The organism is Microcella alkalica (genome assembly GCF_014137945.1).
Lineage (GTDB): Bacteria > Actinomycetota > Actinomycetes > Actinomycetales > Microbacteriaceae > Microcella > Microcella alkalica.
In genome coordinates this window covers 297,045-319,383 of record NZ_JACGWX010000001.1, presented here as the reverse complement: position 1 = coordinate 319,383, position 22,339 = coordinate 297,045, and the positions used below count along the sequence as shown (strand labels likewise).

General features: G+C 72.2%; 22 protein-coding genes. 15 read left to right on the top strand and 7 right to left on the bottom strand.

Translation table 11 applies throughout. The annotated features are described in order from the left end of the window. Nucleotides 1-42 precede the first annotated feature (42 nt). Genes FHX53_RS01555 through FHX53_RS01525 form a run of 7 tightly spaced genes read left to right on the top strand, consistent with a single transcriptional unit; the run spans nt 43 to nt 6,449 of the window. Nucleotides 43-792: a PspA/IM30 family protein gene (locus tag FHX53_RS01555; RefSeq protein ID WP_182489549.1), complete on the top strand. Its 750-nt coding sequence runs from the start codon at nt 43-45 to the stop codon at nt 790-792. Then, the gene (locus tag FHX53_RS01550; RefSeq protein ID WP_343050805.1) at nt 762-1,904 is read left to right on the top strand and encodes a heparan-alpha-glucosaminide N-acetyltransferase domain-containing protein; all 1,143 of its coding nucleotides are present in this window, start codon (nt 762-764) and stop codon (nt 1,902-1,904) included. The genes FHX53_RS01555 and FHX53_RS01550 overlap by 31 nt, the downstream gene beginning before the upstream one ends. Before the next feature lie 4 nt (nt 1,905-1,908). Continuing rightward, entirely contained in the window at nt 1,909-2,760 is an 852-nt protein-coding gene (locus FHX53_RS01545) for an arginase family protein (RefSeq protein WP_182489545.1), read from the top strand. Nucleotides 2,761-2,817: 57 nt separating this feature from the next. Further along, a complete protein-coding gene (locus tag FHX53_RS01540; RefSeq protein WP_182489543.1) occupies nt 2,818-3,645 on the top strand; it encodes a crotonase/enoyl-CoA hydratase family protein in 828 nt (275 codons plus the stop codon). A gap of 10 nt (nt 3,646-3,655) precedes the next feature. Beyond that, nucleotides 3,656-5,137 carry an FAD-dependent oxidoreductase gene (locus FHX53_RS01535; RefSeq protein WP_182489541.1) on the top strand — a complete coding sequence of 494 codons (1,482 nt, stop codon included), beginning with the start codon at nt 3,656-3,658 and terminating at the stop codon, nt 5,135-5,137. Nucleotides 5,138-5,187: 50 nt separating this feature from the next. Continuing rightward, nucleotides 5,188-5,622: a hypothetical protein gene (locus tag FHX53_RS01530; RefSeq protein ID WP_246335378.1), complete on the top strand. Its 435-nt coding sequence runs from the start codon at nt 5,188-5,190 to the stop codon at nt 5,620-5,622. Beyond that, nucleotides 5,622-6,449, top strand: coding sequence for an SDR family NAD(P)-dependent oxidoreductase (locus FHX53_RS01525; RefSeq protein ID WP_182489539.1), 828 nt, complete (start codon nt 5,622-5,624; stop codon nt 6,447-6,449). Before FHX53_RS01530 ends, FHX53_RS01525 begins: the two co-directional genes overlap by 1 nt. 36 nt (nt 6,450-6,485) lie before the next feature. Here FHX53_RS01525 and FHX53_RS01520 read toward each other — a convergent pair whose 3' ends face one another. Beyond that, the gene (locus FHX53_RS01520; RefSeq protein ID WP_182489538.1) at nt 6,486-7,916 is read right to left on the bottom strand and encodes an amidase family protein; all 1,431 of its coding nucleotides are present in this window, start codon (nt 7,914-7,916) and stop codon (nt 6,486-6,488) included. A gap of 140 nt (nt 7,917-8,056) precedes the next feature. Between FHX53_RS01520 and FHX53_RS01515 the strand changes: the two genes are divergently transcribed. Further along, on the top strand, nt 8,057-8,683 hold the full coding sequence (locus FHX53_RS01515; protein WP_182489536.1) for a hypothetical protein: 627 nt from the start codon (nt 8,057-8,059) through the stop codon (nt 8,681-8,683). Nucleotides 8,684-8,696: 13 nt separating this feature from the next. Here the strand turns inward: FHX53_RS01515 and FHX53_RS01510 are convergent, their stop codons facing one another. Genes FHX53_RS01510 through FHX53_RS01500 form a run of 3 tightly spaced genes read right to left on the bottom strand, consistent with a single transcriptional unit; the run spans nt 8,697 to nt 10,789 of the window. Next, nucleotides 8,697-9,281 carry a GNAT family N-acetyltransferase gene (locus tag FHX53_RS01510; protein WP_182489535.1) on the bottom strand — a complete coding sequence of 195 codons (585 nt, stop codon included), beginning with the start codon at nt 9,279-9,281 and terminating at the stop codon, nt 8,697-8,699. Between the two features lie 9 nt (nt 9,282-9,290). Beyond that, nucleotides 9,291-9,986: a uracil-DNA glycosylase gene (locus FHX53_RS01505; RefSeq protein ID WP_182489533.1), complete on the bottom strand. Its 696-nt coding sequence runs from the start codon at nt 9,984-9,986 to the stop codon at nt 9,291-9,293. 5 nt (nt 9,987-9,991) lie between these two features. Continuing rightward, on the bottom strand, nt 9,992-10,789 hold the full coding sequence (locus tag FHX53_RS01500) for an SDR family oxidoreductase (RefSeq protein ID WP_182489531.1): 798 nt from the start codon (nt 10,787-10,789) through the stop codon (nt 9,992-9,994). A 47-nt stretch (nt 10,790-10,836) separates the two neighbouring features. On the opposite strand from FHX53_RS01500, the gene FHX53_RS01495 reads away from it, so the two are divergent. From FHX53_RS01495 to FHX53_RS01465, 7 genes are all read left to right on the top strand, one after another. Then, nucleotides 10,837-11,970, top strand: a complete 1,134-nt coding sequence (locus tag FHX53_RS01495) for an acyltransferase family protein (RefSeq protein ID WP_182489529.1) — start codon at nt 10,837-10,839, stop codon at nt 11,968-11,970. A gap of 111 nt (nt 11,971-12,081) precedes the next feature. Next, nucleotides 12,082-13,398 carry a bifunctional o-acetylhomoserine/o-acetylserine sulfhydrylase gene (locus tag FHX53_RS01490; protein ID WP_182489527.1) on the top strand — a complete coding sequence of 439 codons (1,317 nt, stop codon included), beginning with the start codon at nt 12,082-12,084 and terminating at the stop codon, nt 13,396-13,398. Nucleotides 13,399-13,479: 81 nt separating this feature from the next. Further along, on the top strand, nt 13,480-14,679 hold the full coding sequence (metX, locus tag FHX53_RS01485; RefSeq protein WP_182489525.1) for a homoserine O-acetyltransferase MetX: 1,200 nt from the start codon (nt 13,480-13,482) through the stop codon (nt 14,677-14,679). A gap of 1 nt (nt 14,680) precedes the next feature. Continuing rightward, nucleotides 14,681-15,661: a hypothetical protein gene (locus FHX53_RS01480; protein ID WP_182489523.1), complete on the top strand. Its 981-nt coding sequence runs from the start codon at nt 14,681-14,683 to the stop codon at nt 15,659-15,661. Nucleotides 15,662-15,720: 59 nt separating this feature from the next. Then, nucleotides 15,721-16,887 carry a sensor histidine kinase gene (locus FHX53_RS01475; protein ID WP_182489521.1) on the top strand — a complete coding sequence of 389 codons (1,167 nt, stop codon included), beginning with the start codon at nt 15,721-15,723 and terminating at the stop codon, nt 16,885-16,887. Next, entirely contained in the window at nt 16,884-18,155 is a 1,272-nt protein-coding gene (locus FHX53_RS01470) for a hypothetical protein (protein WP_182489519.1), read from the top strand. Before FHX53_RS01475 ends, FHX53_RS01470 begins: the two co-directional genes overlap by 4 nt. An 85-nt stretch (nt 18,156-18,240) precedes the next feature. After that, nucleotides 18,241-18,912: a response regulator gene (locus FHX53_RS01465; protein WP_182489517.1), complete on the top strand. Its 672-nt coding sequence runs from the start codon at nt 18,241-18,243 to the stop codon at nt 18,910-18,912. Nucleotides 18,913-18,937: 25 nt separating this feature from the next. Here the strand turns inward: FHX53_RS01465 and FHX53_RS01460 are convergent, their stop codons facing one another. From FHX53_RS01460 to clpX, 3 genes are all read right to left on the bottom strand, one after another. Then, nucleotides 18,938-20,119, bottom strand: coding sequence for an MFS transporter (locus FHX53_RS01460; RefSeq protein ID WP_343050804.1), 1,182 nt, complete (start codon nt 20,117-20,119; stop codon nt 18,938-18,940). A 233-nt stretch (nt 20,120-20,352) separates the two neighbouring features. After that, nucleotides 20,353-20,877, bottom strand: a complete 525-nt coding sequence (locus FHX53_RS01455) for a pyridoxine/pyridoxamine 5'-phosphate oxidase (protein WP_182489515.1) — start codon at nt 20,875-20,877, stop codon at nt 20,353-20,355. A gap of 92 nt (nt 20,878-20,969) precedes the next feature. Next, on the bottom strand, nt 20,970-22,247 hold the full coding sequence (clpX, locus tag FHX53_RS01450; RefSeq protein WP_182489514.1) for an ATP-dependent Clp protease ATP-binding subunit ClpX: 1,278 nt from the start codon (nt 22,245-22,247) through the stop codon (nt 20,970-20,972). Nucleotides 22,248-22,339 lie beyond the last annotated feature (92 nt).

The window sequence follows — 22,339 nt, the reverse complement described above, 5'->3', positions numbered from 1 at the left end:
TCGCACGATCACGGGCATCCCCGACAGAAAGGCAGCACGCACATGACGAAGCAATCGATCTTCGGACGCATCGCCCAGCTCGCCCGAGCGAACATCAACGCTCTGCTCGATTCGGCGGAGGACCCGCAGAAGATGCTCGACCAGATGGTGCGCGACTACTCCGCGAGCATCCAGGAGGCGGAGGCCGCGATCGCCCAGACGATCGGCAACCTGCGGCTGCTCGAGCAGGATCACGCGGAGGACGTCGCAGCGGCGCAGGACTGGGGTCGCAAGGCCGCGGCCGCGAGTGCGAAGGCCGATGAGCTGCGCGCGAGCGGCAACGCCGCCGACGCCGACAGGTTCGACACTCTCGCGAAGGTCGCGCTCGGCCGTCAGCTCGGCGCCGAGAACGAGGCGAAGGGCGCCGAGCCCACGATCGAGGCGCAGACCGAGATCGTCGCGAAGCTCAAGACGGGCCTCGAGCAGATGCGCGGCAAGCTGGGCGAGCTGGGGGCGAAGCGCGACGAGCTCGTCGCCCGCTCGAAGATCGCCGACGCGCAGTCGCAGGTGCTCGACGCCGTGAAGAGCATCGACATCCTCGACCCAACGAGCGAGCTCGGCCGCTTCGAGGAGAAGGTGCGCCGCGAGGAGGCTCGGGTCATGGGCCAGCAGGAGCTCGCCTCCTCGAGCCTCGACGCTCAGTTCGAGAGCCTGGAGGACGCGAGCGAGTCCGCGGAGATCGAGGCGCGCCTCGCCGCGCTCAAGCTCGGCTCGTCCTCCGGATCGACGCCTCCCTCGGCAATCCAGGGCTGACGCGCCTGGCCGCTGCCGATCGCACCGCCATCGACCCCCGTCCGCGCTGGGCGGGGGTCGATGCCGCGCGCGGGCTGGCGGTGCTCGGCATGATCGCGGCGCACACCGTCCCTCGCTCGGGCGGGCTGGGGGCGACGGAGCTCGTCGTCGACGGCCGCCCATCCCTGCTGTTCGCGCTCGTCGCGGGCGTCTCGCTCGGTCTGATGACGGGGCAGGATGCTCCCTCTCCCGCCGGCGAGCGCTCCGAGCGGCAGCTGCGCCTCCTCATCCGCGCTCTCGCGCTCGTGCTCGCCGGCGTGCTCCTGTGGCTTCTGCCCCACGGGATTGCGGTGATCCTGGACTACTACGGCGTGATGTTCCTGCTCATGGTGCCGCTCCTGTTCCTCCCGCGCTTGGCCCTCGCCGCGGTGGGCGCTGCCGTGCTCGTCATCGGGCCCGCGCTCCGCGACGCCGTCGAGCGCGCGGGCGTTCCCGAGCAGGAGCCGGCCGCGACGGCGGTTGAATACCTGCTCACCGGCTGGTACCCGGCGCTGCTCTGGGTTCCGGTGCTCGCGGCTGGCCTTCTCGCCGCCCGCTCGGGCCTCGGACGGCGGCGCGTGCGGCTGGCGCTCGTGCTCGGCGGGGCCTCGGCGAGCATCGTCGGCTACGGGGCCGCGATGCTGCTGCCGCAGATCACCGGCGGCGCATCGCTCGGGATCGAGGAAATCACGGCGGAGGCGCACTCCGGCACGATCGCCGAGTTGCTCGGCTCGGGAGGCCTCGCCGCGGCCGCTCTCGGGCTCCTGCTCGTCCTTCTCGACCCCGCGACTCCGGAGAGCCAGGCCGCCGCCGCCCCGCGAACCGCGCGGCTCGTCCTCGAACCGCTGCGCGCCCTCGGTCGCGTCGCGCTCACGGTGTACGTCGGGCACGTGCTCGTCGTCGCCGCGCTCGCGCCGCTCGGCGGCGCAGGCAGGTTCGAGGGCGCAGTCGGCTGGGGCATCCTCATCGTGCTCTCGGTCGCGGGGGTCGCCGTGGGTCTCGCGTGCGAGGCGCTCGGGCGACGCGGGCCGCTCGAGGCGGCGCTCTCGGGACTCTCGGTCCTCCCCTTCCGCCCGGCACGGGTGCGAGACTGACCCCATGGCAGCGCACTTCGTCGTGGTACCCCAATGGCAGGGCTCGGGAGCAGAGCGCGCGATGCGGCTCGTCGACGGGGCGGAGGCGATCCGCGGCGACCTGCCGACGAGCGCCACGACGGTGATCGAGGTGCCTCTCGAGGCCGGAGACGCCGAGCAGACCGGCATCCACCGCTGGAGCTCGCTGCGCATCGTGCGCGAACGGCAGGCGACGGCTCTCGCCGAGATCGACGGGCCCGCGATCACCATCGGCGGGGATTGCGGAGTCGAGCTCGCCGCCATCGAGCATGTCGCCAGGCGAGGCCGCACCGCGCTCGTCTGGGCGGACGCGCACGCCGACCTCAACACGCCGACGAGCTCGCCCTCCGGCGCCTTCCACGGCATGGTGCTGCGGTCGATCATCGACCAGGGACTCGTGGCCCCCGCCGATGTGCTGCTCGTCGGCGCCCGCGACCTCGACCCGGCCGAGGAGCACGCCGCTGAGAGCCTCGGGATCGCCCATGTCGCGGTCGTCGATGTCGGAGCCGCCGTCGCCGAACGAGCGTCCGAGGGCGCGACCGAGCTCTACATCCACGTCGACCTCGACGTCATCGACCCGGCCGAGTTCGGCGGCGTGGGCTTCCCCACGCCGTTCGGCACGACGGTCTCCGAGCTGGTCGCCGCGATCGGCGCGGCGCGCGCCGCCCTCCCGCTCTCCGGCGCGGGCGTCACCGAGTTCGCCCCGGCGAGCGCGGAGGCTGCGGGCGACGACCTGCCGAGCATCCTCCGCATCATCTCCGCGCTCACGCGCCCCGTTCCCGGGGCGGTGTCGGCCTCGGCCGGCTGGAGCGCACCCGAGGCCCCTCCCGCGGCCTGACGACGCTCTGTCGACCGCATCGGCTGGTCGCCGACGGCGGTGGCTAGAGTGGCGCGCATGTCCGACTCCCCCGCTGCCCCCGCCGCCCCGACCGCCGTCGCCGCTCCGCGCCGCGTCACCGTCGAGCGCGACGGCCATCTTCTGCTCATCGGCCTCGATCGCGTCGACAAGCGCAACGCCGCCGACCTCGCGATGCTCCAGCAGCTCGCGCTCGCGTACGGCGAGCTCGACCGCGCCGAGGAGGCCCGCGTCGGCGTCGTCTTCGCCCACGGCGACCACTTCACGGGCGGCCTGGATCTCGGCGACATCGCTCCTCGCGTGGGCCCCGAGGGGCTCGCGATGGTTCCCGAGGGCGGCATCGACCCCTGGGGCGTGCAGGGGCCGCGCGTGAGAAAGCCCGTCGTGCTCGCCGTGCAGGGAACGTGCCTGACGCTCGGCATCGAGCTCGCGCTCGCGAGCGACGTCGTGGTCGCCGCGAGCGACACCTCGTTCTCGCAGCTCGAGGTGGCCCGCGCGATTCTGCCGTTCGGCGGCGCGACCCTCCGCTTCCCCGCGGTGGCCGGGTGGAGCAGCGCAATGCGGTGGATGCTCACCGGCGACCGCTTCGACGCCGTCGAGGCCGCCCGCATGGGTATCGTCTCCGAGATCGTCGAGCCGGGCGAGCAGCTCGCGCGCGCCGTCGAGCTCGCCCACCGCATCTCGGTGCAGGCGCCGCTCGCCGTGCAGGCGACCCTCGAGAACGCCCGCCTCGCCGTCGCGGAGGGCCCCGCGGCGGCGGCCGCCCGCCTGCAGGGCGAGCTCGTGCGGCTCATGCAGACCGAGGATGCCCGCATCGGCATGGAGGCCTTCCTCCGTCGCGAGACTCCCCGCTTCGTGAGCCGATAGGAGCCGCGCCGTGACCCAGCCGCCCCGCCCGCTCCGCGCCACCGCGGCGACGACCGCCCCGCTCGAGGAGGCGTACGACCTCGTCGTCATCGGCGCGGGCGCCGTTGGCGAGAACGTAGCCGACCGCGCCGTGCAGGGCGGCCTCACGGCGGTCGTCATCGAGAGCGAGCTCGTCGGCGGCGAATGCTCGTACTGGGCCTGCATGCCGTCGAAGGCGCTCGTCCGATCGGTGTCCGCCCTGCGCGCCGCCCGCGCCCTCCCCGGCTCGCGCGAGGCTGCGACCGGTCGGCTCGATGTCGAGGCGGTGCTCGCGCGCCGCGACGCGGTCGCAAGCCACTGGGACGACTCGGGGCAGGTGCGCTGGCTCGACAGCGCCGGTATCGCGCTAGTGCGCGGCGAGGCGCGGCTGGACGGCGCGAGGCGGGTCGTCGTGACGACGCCCGACGGGGAAGAGCGCGTGATCATCGCGCGCAGCGCCGTCGCGATCTGCACCGGCTCCGACGCGGCGATCCCGGGCATCCCCGGCCTCGCGGAGGCCGCCCCGTGGACATCGCGCGAGGCGACGAGTGCGGAGCGCGTCTCCGAGCGGCTCGCCATCATCGGCGGAGGCGTGGTCGGCTGCGAGATGGCGACCGCGTTCGCCGGCCTGGGCTCGACGGTGACGCTCATCAGCCGAGGCCGACTGCTGTCGAACCTCGAGGAGTTCGCGAGCGAGCTCGTGAGCCGGCGGCTCCGCGACGAGGGCGTCACGGTGTTCACGGGCGCCTCGCCGACGCGCGTCGACCGCCGCGCCGACGGCACAGTGATGATCGGGCTCGAGGGCGGCGCCGCGAGCGTGGAGGCGGACGAGGTGCTCGTCGCGACCGGCCGGCGGCCTCGCACCGATCGTCTCGGTCTCGAGACGATCGGTCTCGAACCCGGCGCGTGGCTGCACGTGGACGACTCGCTGCGCGTCGACGGGCACGACTGGCTCTACGCCGTCGGCGACGTCAACCACCGGGCACTGCTCACGCATCAGGGCAAGTATCAGGCGCGCGCCGCGGGCGACGTCATCGCCGCACGAGCTCGCGGCGAGGAGGTCGACGCGAGCCGCTGGGGCGCCCACTCCGCGACCGCCGACCACGACGCCGTCCCGTCGGTCGCGTTCACCTCGCCCGAGGTCGCCTCCGTCGGGATGACCGCCGCAGGCGCCGCGGGGCGAGGGCTCGCGATCCGCGTCTCCGACTACGAGATCGGGCACGTCGCGGGCGCGAGCCTGCACGCGGAGGGCTATCGAGGCCGGGCGCGCCTCGTCATCGACGACGCGCGCGATGTCGTGATCGGGTTCACCGCCGTCGGAGACGACGTCGCCGAGCTCGTGCACGCCGCCACGATCGCGATCGTGGGCGAGGTCCCGATCGCCCGGCTGCAGCACGCGGTCCCCTCGTATCCCACGATGAGCGAGATCTGGTTGCGGCTGCTGGAGACGGATCGCGCGCAGCGTCGCGCCTGAGCCCGGGACGGCCTCCCACCCGCGTCGCGCACAACTGCTAGGAATGGGGCATGACCGCGGTCCGCTCTCGACCCGCCGCCACCGCGCGCGCGGCGCGAGCGGTCGGCGCGCTGGCGCGCGTGCGGTGGCTGCGCCGGCTCGGGCTGCATCCGGTGGTCGCCCTGCCCGGGTACGCGCTGGTCACCGCGCTCGCTCTCGCATGGGGCGCCGTGCTCAGCGGATTCCGCGTCTCCCGTCGCGGCGGGGTCATCGTCTGCGCGGGGATGCCGCGCTGGGCGTTCGGCCGCGGGGGGACGACCCTCGGAGCCGTCTACCTGACCCATGATGCTCTCAGCCCTCGCGTGCTGGCGCACGAGGCCGCGCACCGCGCGCAGTGGCGCCGGTACGGCCTCGCGATGATCCCCCTGTACCTCGCGGCGGGCCGGGATCCGCTGCGCAACCGCTTCGAGATCGCCGCTGGCCTGGAATCGGGCGGCTACCTCTGATGCGCACGGTCGTCGTCACGGGAGCGAGCTCGGGCCTCGGCGCCGCTGCGGTGGTCGAGCTCGCACGGCGCGAGTGGCAGGTCGCGGTCGTCGGTCGGGACGCGGACCGGACGGCCGCCGTCGCCGCGCGAGCGGGAGGCATCCCCTTGACCGCCGACTTCGACGAGCTCGACCAGGTGCGCGCTCTCGCGAGCGAGCTGCTCTCGCGCTTCCCGCGGATCGACGCGCTCGTCAACAACGCCGGGGGCATCGTGAGCCGACGGACAACGACCCCGGACGGCAACGAGGCGACGCTCCAGCGCAATGTGCTCGCACCCGCCCTGCTCACCGAGCTGCTCGTGCCACGACTGCGAGCGGCTCGCGACACCGGGCGCGTGGTGCTCACGTCGAGCGTGCTGAACCGGCTCGGCGGCCTGCGCCTCGACGATCTCGACTTCGCCGATCGCCGCTACGGTGCGGGATGGCGCGCCTACGGAGCGAGCAAGCTCGCGACGATCCTCTACGCGCGATCGCTCGCAGCGCGCACCGGGCTCGAGGCCTACCCCTTCCATCCCGGGTACGTGCGCAGCGGCTTCGGCGCTGAGTCGCGAACCGCGCGGCTGATCCAGCTGGTGGCGGGATCGATGCAGATCTCGCCGGAGGCCGGCGCCGCGCCGCTCGTCCACCTCGTCGACACCCCTGAGCTGGGCGTGCCGAACGGAACGTACTTCGACGGGCTCGACCCGCTCGGCGCGACGCATCCGAGCGCGAGCGACGCGCGTCTGGCCGACGAGCTGTGGCAGGCGGTCGCGCAGCGCATCGGCGTGCCGACCGCCGTCGAGCGCTGACGCGCGCCGATCACCCGCGACGGAGCGCGCCCGACGTCACCACTGGGGCGGGTGGAGCCGCGCGCGACGGCGCCGCTCCCACTGCGCGCCGAGCGCGAGCAGGTCGGCCTCGCCGCCGGGCCGGCCGATAAGCTGGACGCCCATCGGGAGCCCCGGCTCGGCCGAGTCAGGGGGCGTGAGTCCGACGGGCAGGGTCAGGGCGGGGAGCCCGCTGACGTTCACGAAGCTCGTCCACGGCGTGTACCGGACCTGCTGGTCGAAGTTCCGCTCCGCATCCGACTGGTCGTACCAGCCGAGCGGCCGCGGAGTCATCGCCACCGCGGGCGTGACGACGACGTCGACGCTCGAGAACCGACGGATGACGCGGCGCTCGAAGCCCGTGAGCCACGCGAGAGCCTCGACGAGCCGCTCGGCGGGCATGGCTCTCCCCTGCGCGACGAGCCACGCGGTGAGCGGCTCGAGCAGCGCGAGCTCGGCTTGCGTCCGCGCGGGGATCCCCGCGGCACCCGCCATCCACACGGTGCGGAAGTGCGTGCCGTAGTCGGGCTCCGCGTCGAGCGCGACCTCCCCGATGCAGTGACCCATCGCCGCGAACTCGGCGATCGCCTCGTCGAGCGCCGCGCGAGCCTCGGGGGCGATGCGGATGTCCGTCCACTCGTCCCACGGGGATGCGGTCATCACGCCGAGCTGGAATCGGCCCTCGCCCCGCACCGCCGCGCCGAGGAACGGCCCGTCGTGGGGACTGGGGGCGCGGGTCGCGAACTCCCAGGGCGCGGCGGCCACGAGGGCATCGAGCATGAGCGCAGCATCCGCCACGGTTCTCGCGATCGGACCGGGGACGACGAGCCCCGCAAGACGGTCGAGCCCGCTGCCGCCCGGAATACGACCGCGGGACGGCTTGAGCCCCACGAGCCCGCATGCGGCGGCGGGGATGCGGATGCTCCCACCCCCGTCACTCCCGGGCGCGAGCGGAAGCAGACCGGCGGCGACGGCCGCGGCCGCCCCGCCGCTCGAGCCTCCCGCGCCTCGCGCGAGGTCGTAGGGGTTCCTCGCTGGCGGCGCGACGAGCGACTCGGTGTACGACGCGAGCCCGTATTCCGGGGCGGCGGTCGCACCGACGCTCATGGCGCCGGCCGCGTCGAGCTGTCGGACGAGCTCGTGCGACTCGGTCGCGACGGCGTCCGCGTGCAGTCGAGAGCCGAACGTCGTCCGCTGGCCGACGCGTGGCACGAGCTCCTTGTCGGCGACGGGGATTCCCCACAGCGGCGCCGTGCGCGGAACCGACGTCTCGACCTCGCGGGCGCGACGCCGCGCCCGATCGGCGTCGACGACCGTGAGAGCGCCGACCTCGCTGTTGATCCGATCGATGCGCGTCAGGTAGTGCTCGAGGAGCTCGCTCGGCGAGATCCGCTTCGAGTGCAGCCATTCCCACTGCTCGAGGGCGCTCAGGTGGTGGAGTTCGAACACTCTCGCGAGCCTAGCGACCGGCCCCGTGCAACGATTCCGCAACGAAGGCCCGGCCGGGCGGCCCCCGGGTCTCTGAGCGGAGTGACGGCGTCTCGACGGCTGTTAGATTCGCGCCGACGATCTCGCAGCCTAGGAGTGACATGACCCCGATCCGTCTGCTCTCGAGCGCCACGGCCCTCATGCTCGCCCTTGGCCTCGCCGGCTGCGCGAGCGAGCCGGAGGAGCCCGCAGCGGTCGACACGGTCGAGCCGGCTCCGACCGAGCCGACTCCGGTCGAGACAACCGAGCCGGCGCCGGTCGAGCAGACCTTCGCGATGCCGGCCGACTGCACCGTCATCATCCCCGAGGCGCGCGTCGAGTTCTTCCTGGCCCAGGGGATCTCGCTCGTGGGCGGCCCGGGAACCGACATCGGAGCGACCTACCTGCCCGAGCCGACGCGCGAGGAGGCGGCCGGCGGCATCAGCTGCTTCTACGAGGACTCCGCCCGGCCGAACATCGCCGCGTTCACGCTCAGCGTCGCCCCGGTGTCGACGGCGAACCGTGCGCAGATCGTCACCGACCTGGCCGCGCAGGGGCTCAACACCGGTGAGACGGTGAACGGCGACGCGACGTTCTGGGTCCTCGGCGACGAGGAGGGGCCGGGCGCCGTGCACCACGTCATCACCGATGACGCGTGGGTCTCGGTCGTCACGCTGCTCGGCGGCGAGGTCTTCTACGAGGAGGCCGTCGTGATCGCCGCGGACATCCTCGACGTCGTCTACAACTGAGTGCCTCGGCGCGTCAGCGCTTCTTGAGCGACTTCTGCAGCATGACGATGCCGAGCCAGCGCTCGAACTTGAAGCCGACGCGGGCCATCTCGCCCGTCTTCCGGAAGCCGAACTGCTCGTGCAGGGCGATCGAGGCCTCCGCTCCGCGATCGGCGATGATCGCGATGACCTCCTTGATCCCCGCGACGCGCGATCGCTCGAGGAGCTCGCCGAGGAGCGCCCGCCCGAGGCCCTTCCCCGTCGACGCGGGCCCCAGGTAGATCGAGTTCTCGACCGTGAACCGGTAGGCCGCCTTCTCCTTCCACGGGTACACGTACGCGAAGCCGAGGATCACGCCGGTGGGCGACTCGGCCACGAGGAAGGGGTGGCCGAGCGCGCGGACCTTGGCGAACTTCGTCTTGAGCGCCCGGAGGGTCCATGGCTTCTCGTCGAAGGTGACGGTTGAGTTGGCGACATAGTGGTTGTAGATCTCGCGCACCCACGGCAGATCCGCCTCGGTCGCGTCGCGGATCGTGTACGCGAACGGCGCCTCCGGCTCCGGATGCTTGCGCAGGTGCGGCGGCAGCACGCGTCGCGGTTGGTACTCCTCCTCCAGCACGCGCCCAGTCTAGGCGGGCAGCGACCAGTCGACGGCGGTGCCGCCCTGTCGCTCCAGGAGCGCGTTCGCCCGCGAGAACACGCGCGAGCCGAAGAAGCCCGAGCGAGCCGACAGGGGGCTGGGATGAGCACTCGCGACGACGGGGACCTCGCCGAGCAAGGGCTGCGCCGACTGCGCGACGCGGCCCCACAGGATGGCCACGAGCGGGCCGCCCCGCTCCGCGAGCGCGCGCACCGCGCATCCCGTCACCTCCTCCCAGCCCCTCCCCCGATGCGAGCCGGGCGCACCGGGCCGCACGGTGAGGACGCGGTTGAGCAGCAGCACTCCCTGGCGTTCCCAGGCCGACAGGTCGCCATGCGGCGGCGACTCGACGCCGAGGTCGTCGCGCAGCTCGCGATGGATGTTGGCGAGGCTCCGCGGCAGCGGGCGCACGCCCGGGTCGACGGCGAAGCTCAGGCCGACGGGATGACCGGGCGTGGGGTACGGGTCCTGGCCGAGGATGAGCACGCGGACGTCCGCGAGCGGCGTGCGGAAAGCGCGCAGCACGAGCGAGGCCTCCGGCAGGAATGGCGATCCCGACGAGGCCTCCGCCTCGAGTGCGGCGAGGAGCCCGATGGTCTGGTCGGCGACGGGTGCGAGGGCGGCCGCCCAGTCCGCAGCGACGAGCCCGTCGAGCCCGTCGGCCGGCCCTGGTGCTCCTGCCACGCCGGTCAGCTCTCGCGCACGCGCAGCGGCTCGCGCACGAGCTTGTGCTGCGCAGCCTGGGCGACCGGCCGGATGATCACCTCGTCGAGGTTCACGTGACTCGGAAGCTCGATCGCGTGCACGATCGCCTCGGCGACGTCCTCCGCGAGCAGAGGATGCTCGACTCCCGCGTAGAGGGCGTCGACCTTCTCCTGGTCGCCCCCGAACCGCTTCGCGGCGAACTCCTCCGTGCGCACCATGCCAGGGGCGATCTGCACGACGCGCAGCGGCTCGCCGGCGAGCTCCAGGCGCAGCGCCCCGAGGAGCCCGCGGAGGGCGAACTTCGCGGCGTTGTAGCCGCCTCCGCCCTCGTACGCGACCTGCCCGGCGGTGGAGGTGACGGCGACGATGTCGCCCGACCCGCGATCGACGGCACCGAGCCGCAGCGACGGCAGCAGGGCGGCGATCGCGCGCTGGGCCGTGAGCACGTTCAGCTCGAACATCCCCGCGAGGGTGTCGGCCGCGACGGTCGCGACCGGGTCGGTGCCGATGGCTCCGCCGGCATTGGCGACGAGGGCGTGCAGGGGGCCGGCGGCGCGCACCCGCTCGGCCAGAGCATCCACATCATCGGCGCTCGTCAGGTCGGCGACGACGACGGCGCACCCGGTCTCGTCGGCGAGCGCCGCGAGCCGGTCGGCGCGTCTGGCCACGGCGGTCACCTGCCAGCCGTGCGCGCGCAACAGGCGCACGGTGGCGGCGCCGATGCCGGAGCTCGCGCCCGTCACGACGGCGCGCAGGGTCGGGGCAGCAGTCGAGTCGGCCATGGGGCAACGCTACTCCGGCACTCGGGACCCTGGCCTAGCCTGGGCGGATGAGCACGACCGCGACCCCGACCTCGCCGAGCCGAACGCGACCGCAGCGCGAGCGCGTGCCGTTCTGGGACAACGCCCGGTTCGTCTGCATCGCACTCGTCGTCGCGGGCCATGCCATCCAGCGCCTGACGTACGAGAGCGACAACGCGCTCGTGGTCTACCTGTTCATCTACGCCTTTCACATGCCGGCGTTCGCGATCATCAGCGGGTACTTCTCCAAGTCGGGGCCCCCCACCGCACGGCAGATGCAGCGCGTGATCACCGACATCCTGCTGCCGTACGTGATCATGGAGACGATCTGGACGCTCCTGCAGTTCGCCGCCTCCGGCACGCTCGCCGTGAATCCGACGACGCCGTCGTGGACGCTGTGGTTCCTGCTCGCGCTAGGGATCTTCCGGCTCGTGCTGCCCTACCTGGCGCTCGTGCGCTGGCCGCTCCTGTGGGCGATCGTCTTCTCGGTCGGCGTGGGATACCTCTCGAACGTCGACTCGACCTTCTCGCTGTCGCGCGCGATCGGCATCCTGCCATTCTTCGTCCTCGGCTGGAAGCTCAAGGAGTGGGGAATCGTCGATCGCTGGCGCCTCGTCGACCGGCAGACCGTGCCGGTGCGGGCTGCGGGCGCCGCGGTGCTCGTCGGCTGGGGCTCCGTGCTCGTCGCGTTCATCGACGTGTGGCGCGAGATGGATCTGCGCTTCTGGTTCTTCTACGACGACTCCTACGAGGGGCTCGGAGAGGATCAGTGGTGGGCGGGCGCCGTGCGGCTGCTCCTCATCGCCCTCGCCATCCTCCTGACCGCCGCGGTCTTCGTCCTCGTCCCTCGCCACGAGACGTGGATGACCGCGTTCGGCCAGTCGACGATGTACGTCTACCTGCTGCACTCCTTCGTCCTGTGGCCGATCCGCGAGTCCGGCGTGATCGGCGGCGACAACTCGTCGTTCACGTGGCTGCTCGGTCTGCTGTTCGCGAGCGTCGCGATCACCGTCCTGCTCGCGAGCCCGGTGGTGCGCCGCGTCACGCGCCCGCTCATCGAGCCGAAGCCGTCGTGGATCTTCCGACCGGCGCAGGAGACGAAGACCGGTCCACTGCGCATCGGGCCGTCGCGCACCGACCCGACGGGCGCGCGCAGGCGCTGAGCGCGTTACGGCGTGTGTCGGCGCCATTGACCGCCGGATGCCCGCCTCCGTAGCGTGGGCGTGCGCCGGCCGTCGACCGCCCGGCCAGCGACCCCACGAGGAGCCTTCCCGATGAGCGACTACCAGTTCGAGACGCTGCAGATCCACGCAGGCGCCCAGCCCGACCCCGCCACCAACGCGCGCGCGACGCCGATCTACCGCTCGACGGCGTACGTGTTCAACGACGCGCAGCACGCCAAGAACCTGTTCGCGCTCGCCGAGTTCGGAAACATCTACACGCGCATCCAGAACCCCACGCAGGATGTCGTCGAGCAGCGAGTCGCGGCGCTCGAGGGCGGCACCGCCGCCCTGCTCCTCGCCTCCGGGCAGGCGGCCACCACGTACGCCGTGCTCAACATCGCCCAAGCGGGCGACCACATCGTGTCGTCGTCGAGCATCTACGGCGGCACCTACAACCTCTTCAAGTACACGCTCGCGAAGCTCGGCATCGAGACCACCTTCGTCGAGGACCAGGACGACCCGGCCGCGTGGGCCGCCGCCGTCCGCCCGAACACGAAGCTGTTCTTCGGCGAGACGGTCGGAAACCCGAAGGTCAACATCCTCGACATCGAGATCGTCGCTGCGGTCGCTCACGAGCACGGCCTGCCGCTCATCGTCGACAACACGATCGCGACCCCGTACCTCATTCGCCCCTTCGAGCACGGAGCGGACATCGTCGTCCACTCAGCGACGAAGTTCCTCGGCGGTCACGGCACGGTTCTCGGCGGCGTCATCGTCGACGGAGGGAAGTTCGCGTGGTCACAGCACGCCTCGACGTTCCCCGGCCTCACCGAGCCCGACCCGTCGTATCACGGCGCGAGCTACACGGGCGTGCTCGGCGACGGCATCGCCTACATCATCAAGGCGCGTGTGCAGCTGCTCCGCGACATCGGCGCCGCCGTCTCGCCCGACAACGCGTTCGCCCTCATCCAGGGCATCGAGACCCTCAGCCTGCGCATTGAGCGCCACGTGCAGAACGCGCTCTCGGTCGCCCGCTGGCTCGAGGCGCATCCGGACGTCGCGACAGTCGACTACTCCGGGCTCGACTCGAGCCCGTGGCATGCGGCGGCCCAGAAGTACGCACCCCGCGGCGTCGGCGCCGTGCTGTCGTTCGAGCTCAAAGGCGGTGTCGACGCCGGCCGCACGCTCGTGGACTCGGTCGAGCTGTTCAGCCACGTCGCGAACATCGGCGACGTGCGCAGCCTCATCATCCACCCGGCGTCCACCACGCACTCGCAGCTGACCCCCGAGCAGCAGCTCACGGCGGGTGTCACGCCGGGTCTCGTGCGGCTCTCGGTCGGGCTCGAGCACGTCGACGACATCATCGCCGATCTCGAGGCGGGGTTCGCGGCCGCCCGCGCTGTCGTGGCGGCGAACCGCGAGGACTGACACCGGAATCCGCTCCCACGACGGGCCCTCGCCAGCCGCTGGCGAGGGCCCGTCGTCGTCTGCGTCAGAATGAGAGTCGACATGGACTGGCAGACCTCCGAAGACACCGTCCCCTCGGCGTTCATCACTGAGGCGAACCGTCGCGCCCTGCGCGGCACGCCGCCCGTCACGGGCGCCTGGCGCGAGGGCGACGAGGCGGGCGACCGCCTCTTCGCGAACCTCGGGCCCCTCGAGCTCGAATCAGGCGCTCGGCTGCCGCACGTGCGCCTCGCGTACGAGACGTGGGGCGAGCTGAACGCCGAAGCGAGCAACGCCGTGCTCGTCTGCCACGCGCTCACGGGCGACAGCCACCTCGCCGGCAAGCCCGGCCCCGGGCATCCGACCTCAGGCTGGTGGAGCGGCGTCGTCGGCCCCGGTCTCGCGATCGACACCGAGCGATTCTTCGTCATCGCCCCCAACATGCTCGGCGGCTGCCAGGGCTCGACAGGACCCGCCTCGTTCTCGCCCGAGGGCGCGGAGTGGGGGTCGCGGTTCCCGTACGTGACGATCCGCGACCAGGTCGGGGCGCAGCGGCTGCTCGCCGATCGGCTCGGCCTCGAGCGCTTCTTCGCCGTCGTGGGCGGCTCGATGGGCGGGATGCACGCGATCGAGTGGGCCGTCACACACCCCGAGCGCGTCGAGCGCCTCGCGGTGCTCGCTGCTCCCGCGATCTCGAGCGCCGACCAGATCGCACTCAACTCGGTGCAGCTCGAGGCGATCCGGATGGACCCGGCCTTCCGCGGCGGCGACTACTACGACGAGGCCGAGGGCCCGTATCGCGGGCTCGCGCTCGCGCGGCGCATGGCGCTGCTCAACTACCGCTCGCCGGACGAGCTCAACGAGCGCTTCGAGCGGTCGTGGCAGGGTGTGCTCGACCCGCTCGGCGGCGGCGGGCGATTCGCCGTCGAGAGCTACCTCGACTTCCACGGCAACAAGTTCACGCGCCGCTTCGACGCCAACAGCTACGTGCGCCTGGTCGAGGCGATGAACTCGCACGACGTCACGCGCGGGCGGGGCTCGCTCGCCGAGGCGCTGGCTGCGGTGACCGCGCGCTCGCTCGTCCTCGGGATCGACACCGACCGTCTCTTCCCGGTCGAGCAGCAGCAGGCGATCGCCGCGGCGCTCCCCTCGACCATCCACGGCAGGGAGGCCGTCGTGGTCTCCTCCCCGTTCGGTCACGACGCGTTCCTCATCGAGAACGACCTCGTCGGGCCCCAGCTGGCCGCACTGCTCGCGAGCTGACGTGCGCGCGCGCCCGCTCCGTCGCACCGTGCGCGCGGTCGGGCTCGCGGCGCTCGCGACGGTCGGACTCGTGCTCGCCGGATGCGCCGCGTCCTCCGCGGACGACGGCGGACCGCGCCCGACGCCCTCATCGAGCCTCCCCTCCTCGACCGATGCGATCGGGGTCGTCGCCGACGTCTACAGGACGCGGGTGGACCCTGCTCGCGGGGGTATCCAGCTCTCGGTGACGAACCAGGGGGATGCCCCGCTCGCCCTCGACGGAGCCCGACTCGACTCGCCCCTCCTGAGCGCGCCTCTCGAGCGCCGCGACGAGGTGCTCATCCCGGCCGGCGCGACCCTGGATCTCCCGATGACGCTCGTCGACCCGCGGTGCCCGGGATTCGACGCGCGGGCCGCACCGGCCGCCACCGCCCCCTCTCCCGAGGCCGTTCTCCTCGTGCCGCTCGCCGACGGGTCGACCGCCGAGCTGCGCGTGCCGACGACCGACCGGATCGGCCAGTGGGCGGCGTGGGTCGAGTCGGCGTGCTTCGCGGAGGCCTTCGGCGAGCGCGTCGGGCTGACGGTGAGCGCCGTCGGCACGGGTGCAGGAGGCGCCGACGGGACGATCGCGGTCGAGCTGATCGTGACGGCCCTGCCTGGTCCGGTCGGCGACGACGGCGGCGCCGACGTCGTGCGCCTCGAGAGCGTGGGCGGCACCGTTCTTCTCGGGGCGCTCGATGCGGACGGCGATCGCGCGGAGGGCATCCCGCTCTCGATCGCCATCGACACGTCCGACCCTCCGAACGCCCCGATCGTCGTGCCCCTGCGGTTCTCGCCCAATCGCTGCGACGCCCACGCGATCGCCGACGACAAGCAGGGCACGCTCTTCCGCGTCGGCGCCGCGATCGGCGAGCGGAGGGGAATCGTCACGGTCGTCTCCGACGAGGCGACGAAGGAGGCCGTCTACGCGGCGATCACCGCGGCCTGCGCTGCTGATGACTGAAGCGCAGTGCAAGTGACAGACTGACACTGGAGCGACCCGACGCTCCCCGACGGAGAAGCATGGACCTGATCGCGAAGGAGCGCCGCGCGCTCCTCCAGCGCGCCGCTCGAGCCTTCGGGCTCGCGGGCGTCGCCGTGACCGCGATCTGCGTCGCCCTCCCCGGCATCGTCGACCCCGACGTGCTGCCGTCCGTGATCATCGTGCTCGCCGGCCAGGCCGCAGCGCTCGTCATGGTGGGGCGATCGGGCAACCTCGGCTGGGTCATCCTGTCGATCGTGCTCGGCTGCGGGGCGCTCGCCCTCGCGCAGCTGCCGTGGGGGGAATCGGCGAACGTCGCGCTGCCCATCTCGCTCGCGCCGCTCGGCGCCGCGGGTCTCGGCGCCGTCGGCATGGTGCTGAGCGAGCGCACCGGTCGCTGGATCGTCTGGGCGCTCGGGGCGCTCGGCTCGAGCATCCTCGTCGCCACCGCGGGGCCCACGCGCGGGCTCATCTCCGTCCCGGCCATCGCGACGCTCGCCGGCTGGGTCATCACCCTCATCATCGGCATCTGGGTCACGGCCGGCGTGCAGCGCGCGCTGCGGCGCATCGAGCAGATCGGGCGCTCGCATCAGGCCGAGCGCCAGGCGAGCGAGCTCGAGGCCCAGCGCCGCCAGGGTGCCCGCCTCCTGCACGACACGGTGCTCGCGACCCTCACCCTTCTCGCCCACTCCGGCGTGGGGGTGAGTGAGGACGCCCTGCGTCAGCAGGCGGAGGAGGACGCCCGGCTGCTGCGGCAGCTGCGGCTCGGCTCGACGCCCATGCCGCGCTTCTCGGGCTCGTACAGTCTCGAGCCCGTCGGCGAGACGACGCTCGGCACGACGCTCGAGTCGGTCAAGCAGCGATTCCTCCGCATGGGGCTCACGGTCCGCTGGCACGGCACGGGCCACGTGCTCCTGCCGAACGACGTGCTCGACGCGTTCCTGCTCGCCCTCGCCGAGTGCCTCGAGAATGTCCGAAGGCACGCGGGCGTCGAGGAGGCCGACGTGACGATCACCGAGAGCGCCGACATCGTCCGCGCCGTCGTCACCGACGCCGGCGTCGGGTTCTCGCCCGAGTCGATCAGCTCCGACCGGCTCGGCTTCCGCGAGTCCGTCGTCGGGCGGCTCGGCAACGTCGGCGGCAGCGCGCGCGTCTTCTCGACGCCCGGCGCCGGCACGACCGTGATGCTGGAGGTGCCGCGCCGATGAGCAGCTCGCGCACCGGAATGCGCTACACCATCCCGGAGGAGAGCACCCTCGGCGGGAGCCTCCGCCGCGCGGGCGCGCGCTCATCGGTGCGCCGCGGCACGGCGACCTCGACGCACGCCTCTGCGCTCGGCTCCGGCTTCCTCGGGATCGGCATGGCGATCATCGCGGCCCTGCAGTCGATCATCGGCGTGGGCCTGTTCTTCCTCCGCGCCGAGGAGTACCCGAGCCTGCTGCCCGGACTCGGCGCGTGGCTCCTGCTGCTCGTGACCTTCCTGGGTCTCATCGTCACGATCTCTGCGACGGGCGAGCGCCTGCCCGACTGGCTCTACGCCTTCTTCCTCGCCGCGCTCGCCGCCGTGGTCTGGCTCGACTTCATGACGATCGCCCCGCTCGGCGACATCGGCCGCTACGCGACGGCCTCGGTGAGCGCTGGCTTCGTGCTGCTCATCGTCGTGACGCTCCGGGCGGGCTGGGAGGTCCTCGTGGCGACGGGTGCCCTCGGCCTCGCGTTCGTCGTCGCGATCATGCTCACGACCCCGCTCACGCCCGTCACGATCCCCCACCAGCTCGTCACGCTCGCCCTCGCGGTCGCTCCCGGCATCACGGGCGTCCTCCTCGTCGCGGGCTTCGAGAGGATGCTCAAGCGCGAGCTCGACCGCGTCCTCGTCCAGTCGACCGTCACCGCGCCGCGCCTCGCCGTGGGCATGCTCGCCTCCGAGGAGCTCGCGCGGCTCGACCTCGCCGCGGAGGAGCTCCTCGACGCGGTCGCGGTCGGCGGCACTCCCCTCCCGCTGCCGCCGGAGTACTCGTCGCGCGCCGCGACGCTCGCGACCGAGCTGCGCCTGCACCTGCTCGAGGGCCGCCGCGAGACTTGGCTCTTCCACGCCGTCGCCGAGTCGGAGCAGCTCGGCCGCCGCGTCACGATCAGCGACCCGGGAACGCTCGCGGGCCTCCTCGACGACGTCCAGCGCGACGCCCTGCTCGCGGCGCTGTGGATGCTCGGCGCCGATCCGCTCGGATCCACGCCGGCCGAGTCCGTCACAGTCGAGCTCGGCCCGATGTCGAGCGGACGCGTCGACTCCGACGGCCGCTCGATCATCCCCATCCGCCTCGAGATCGCGGGACTCCGACGGAATCGTGTCGACCCGGGTGTGTGGGAGGCTCTGGACCGGGTCGGCCGCTACAGTGACAGCACGGCATCGAGCATCGTCCGCATCGAGATCGACTGCCCCGTCGAGAACCCCGTCGACGCGGGCCGCACGACCTGATCCAGGGCGAGCCGCGCACCCGAAGCGCGCGAGCCAGCAGCAGAAGCACCGGAGCACCTGCTCACCAAGTCGGAGGACTGGAAACATGGCACCAGGAAGCGACCCCATCCGTCTAGCCCTCGTCGACGATCACCGCATGCTCCTCGGGGCCCTCACCGAGTGGATCAGGCAGGCGGCCGACGACATCTCGATGGTCGCCGCGGTCGCGAGCTGGCCCGAGCTGCTCGCGCACCCCGAGTTCCCCGTCGAGGTCGTGCTGCTCGATCTCGACCTCAAGGACAACATCCCCGTCTCGCTCAAGATCCAGACCCTGCGCGCCACGGGCGTCGCGGTCGTGCTCATGAGTACGTACTCCGAGCCGAACGTCGTGCGCGAGGCGCTCAACGCCGGCGCGCTCGGCTACCTCGTCAAGAGCGAGGACGCGGGCATGATCGTCGAGGCGATCCGCGCCGCGAAGGCCGGAGAGTCGTTCATCTCGGCCGAGCTCGACCTCGCCCTCAACGCCGCCGACGTGGGCGGATCACCGCGACTGAGCGCCCAGGAGCGCCGCGTGATGGCCCTCTACGGCGCGGGCGAGCCCGTCAAGGCCGTCGCCTACCAGCTCGGCATCTCCGAGGAGACTGCGAAGAGCTACCTCAAGCGCATCCGTGAGAAGTACCGCATCGCGGGCATCGACGTCGGCACAAAGGTGGGTCTGCGCAAGCAGGCGATCACCGACGGCATCCTCGTCGACGCGCCGGGCACCTTCACCGCCTAGGAGCCTGCCGGCCGCCTGCGCCGACTCAGGTCGTCGTGACGCCTCTGCCCTCCATGGCGACGCTCACGACCGCCAGCGCCGCTCCGCCGAGCGCGAGCGCGAGTCCGACCCAGGCGGGCGCGAGATAGCCCCAGCCCGCTGCCACGACGAGCCCGCCGAGGAACGCGCCGATCGCGTTGCCGAGATTGAGGGCCGAGTGGTTGAGGGCCGCTGCGAGCGTCTGCGAGCGGCCGGCGACATCCATCAGCCGGGTCTGGATGATCGGGCTCACGGTGGCGGCGGCGAAGCCGACGATGAACGTCGCGACGAACAGCCCGGCGACCGTGCCGCCGACGAGCGCGAGGAGCAGGAGCGACCCGATGAGGGCGGCGAAGCCCTGGAAGATCGCCCGCACCGTTCCGCCATCGGCGAGGCGGCCGCCGACGAGGTTGCCGATCGTCATCGCAACACCCGTCGTGATGAGGATGATCGGCACGACGCCGGCTGCGAGCCCGTTGAGCTCGGTCACCATGGGCGCGATGTAGGTGTACATGGCGAAGAAGCCGCCGAAGCCGATCGCCCCGACGCCGAGCGAGATCCACACCTGGGGCCTGGCGAAGGCGCTCAGCTCGGAGCGCACGGTCGAGGTCGGGTCGCCCGCCTGCCAGGGCACGAGCACGCGGATGGCGACGAACGTCGCGGCGAAGAGCGCGGCGACGAGCAGGTACGCGGGGCGCCATCCGTGGTTCTGTCCCACCCAGGTGATGACCGGCACGCCGATGACGGCCGCGACAGTGAGTCCCGAGAGCACGAGCGCGACGCCCTGACCGCGCTTCCCCGGGCCCATGAGGTCGGCGGCGACGAGCGCGGCGACGCCGAAGTAAGCGCCGTGCGGCAGGGCCGCGACGAACCGCGCCGCGAGGACCGTCTCGAAGGTCGGGAGGGTCGCCGAGGCGATCGTGCCGAGGGTGAACGCGGCGGCGAGCCACAGCAGCAGGGTGCGGCGCGGCACGCGCGCCGCGAACGCCGCGATCGTGGGCGCGCCCACGACGACGCCGAGCGCGTACGCGGTGATGAGCCAGCCGGCCTGCGCGATCGCCACGTCGGTGTTCTGAGCGTGGATGCCCGGCAGGAGGTCGATCGCGAGCTCGGGCAGCAGGCCCATCGCCACGAACTCGGTCGAGCCGATGCCGAACCCACCGAGACTCAGGGCGAGCAGGGCCGCGATGACGCGGCGCCGGCTCAGCGGACTGCCGTGCCGGTCGCGGGCGACGAATCCCTCCTCGGGGTCGAGAACGGGCACGGGCGCGGTGGGGAAGCTCACGGGACCTCTTCGACGATCGGGGACGCGGACATCCTATCGAAACGATTCGACCTGCTCGGTCATTCCCGAGCGCCGGGCAGCGGCATCAGGCGCGCGCGCCGGTTGCGCAGGCTAAGTGCGCGCGTCGGGCGCGTGCGTCAGGAGCCGAAGCGGTACCAGTGGCGCACGTGGTCGCGGTCGTGGCGCGCCTGCCAGAACTCGACCTCGGTCGGGCTCAGCGCCCACGCCGCCCAGTCGGGGTTCGAGTCGCCCGTGCTCGCCGGGCGGGCGCGCCAGTCAGCGGCGGCGACCTCGCTCGAGAGCTCCTCCACCTCGCCCGTGACCCGCACCTGGCGGCCGCGAGCCGGCCAGTAGAACGTCATCGACGCGAAGGGGTTCGCGGCGAGGTCGACGCCTTTGCGGGTCGAGCGCGCGCCCGCGAAGACCCAGAGGCCGTCGACGAGATCCTTGAGGATGAGCGTTCGTGCGGTGACGTGGCCGGTCGGGCCCGCGGTGGAGAGCGTGAAGGCGTGCGGCTGGAGGACGCCGTGCGCGAGGGCGTCGTCGAGCCAGCCGACGAAGAGCTGCTGCGGGTCGGCGTGCGCGGAATCCGGGTCGAAGGACGGGAGCTCGGCGGGGAAGTCGGGCAGTGCTCGCAGGCGGTCGCGCTGGGACTCGATCATGGCGTCAGCGTAGACCGGGCATCCGGTGCTCGGCGAGAGCGGATGTCCGCCCCGAGCCGGTCGAGGACGCGCCGCGGAGGGACGTCGCTGGGCTACGCGCTCTTCTCGCGGCGCACAGGGCGGCGCGGAACGATCGTGGGCGCGGCGTTCTCGAGAACCGCGGCGCGCGTCACGACGACCCGCGCGACCTGATCGTTCGAGGGCACCTCGAACATGATGGGCCCGAGCACCTCCTCCAGGATCGCGCGCAGGCCGCGAGCGCCGGTCTGGCGCAGCACCGCGAGGTCGGCGATCGAGTCGAGGGCGTCCTGCTCGAACTCCAGCTCGACGCCGTCGATCTCGAACATGCGCTGGTACTGGCGCACGAGCGCATTGCGCGGCGTCGTGAGGATGTCGATGAGCGCCGAGCGGTCGAGCGGCGAAACGGTCGTGACGACGGGCAGGCGGCCGATGAACTCGGGGATGAGCCCGAACTTGTGGAGATCCTCGGGGAGGACCTCGCTGAAGATGTCGAGCTCCTGAGTCTTGTCGTGCAAGGGGGCGCCGAAGCCGATGCCGCGCTTGCCCGCACGCTGGCTGATGATGTCCTCCAGGCCCGCGAAGGCGCCGGCGACGATGAACAGGACGTTCGTCGTGTCGATCTGAATGAACTCCTGGTGCGGGTGCTTGCGGCCGCCCTGCGGAGGCACGCTCGCGACGGTGCCCTCGAGGATCTTCAGGAGGGCCTGCTGAACCCCCTCTCCCGAGACGTCGCGCGTGATCGACGGGTTCTCTGCCTTGCGGGCGATCTTGTCGACCTCATCGATGTAGATGATGCCCGTCTCGGCGCGCTTGACGTCGTAGTCTGCGGCCTGGATGAGCTTGAGGAGGATGTTCTCGACGTCCTCCCCCACGTAGCCCGCCTCGGTGAGGGCGGTCGCGTCGGCGACCGCGAAGGGCACGTTGAGGCGCTTCGCGAGGGTCTGAGCGAGATAGGTCTTGCCGCAGCCGGTCGGGCCGATCAGGAGGATGTTGCTCTTGGCGATCTCGACATCGTCGGCGAGCTGATCGGCCGCGGTGAGGGTCTGTCGGGCGCGGATGCGCTTGTAGTGGTTGTAGACGGCGACGGAGAGCGACTTCTTCGCCGCGACCTGACCGATGACGTACTCCTCCAGGAAGGCGTAGATCTCCTTCGGCTTCGGAAGGTCGAACTCGGCCGTGGCCTGCTCGTTCGACTCGGCCAGGCGCTCCTCGATGATCTCATTGCAGAGCTCGACGCACTCGTCGCAGATGTAGACGCCGGGGCCGGCGATGAGCTGCTGGACCTGCTTCTGGCTCTTGCCGCAGAACGAGCACTTGAGCAGGTCGGCGCTTTCTCCGATGCGGGCCATGGCGCCCTCCTCCCTGGTTGCCCCCGAGCCTAGCCCGACCAGCCGACGTTCGTGACGCGCCGCGCGCCCGTCGGCTGCGGGCTCCGCTCCGA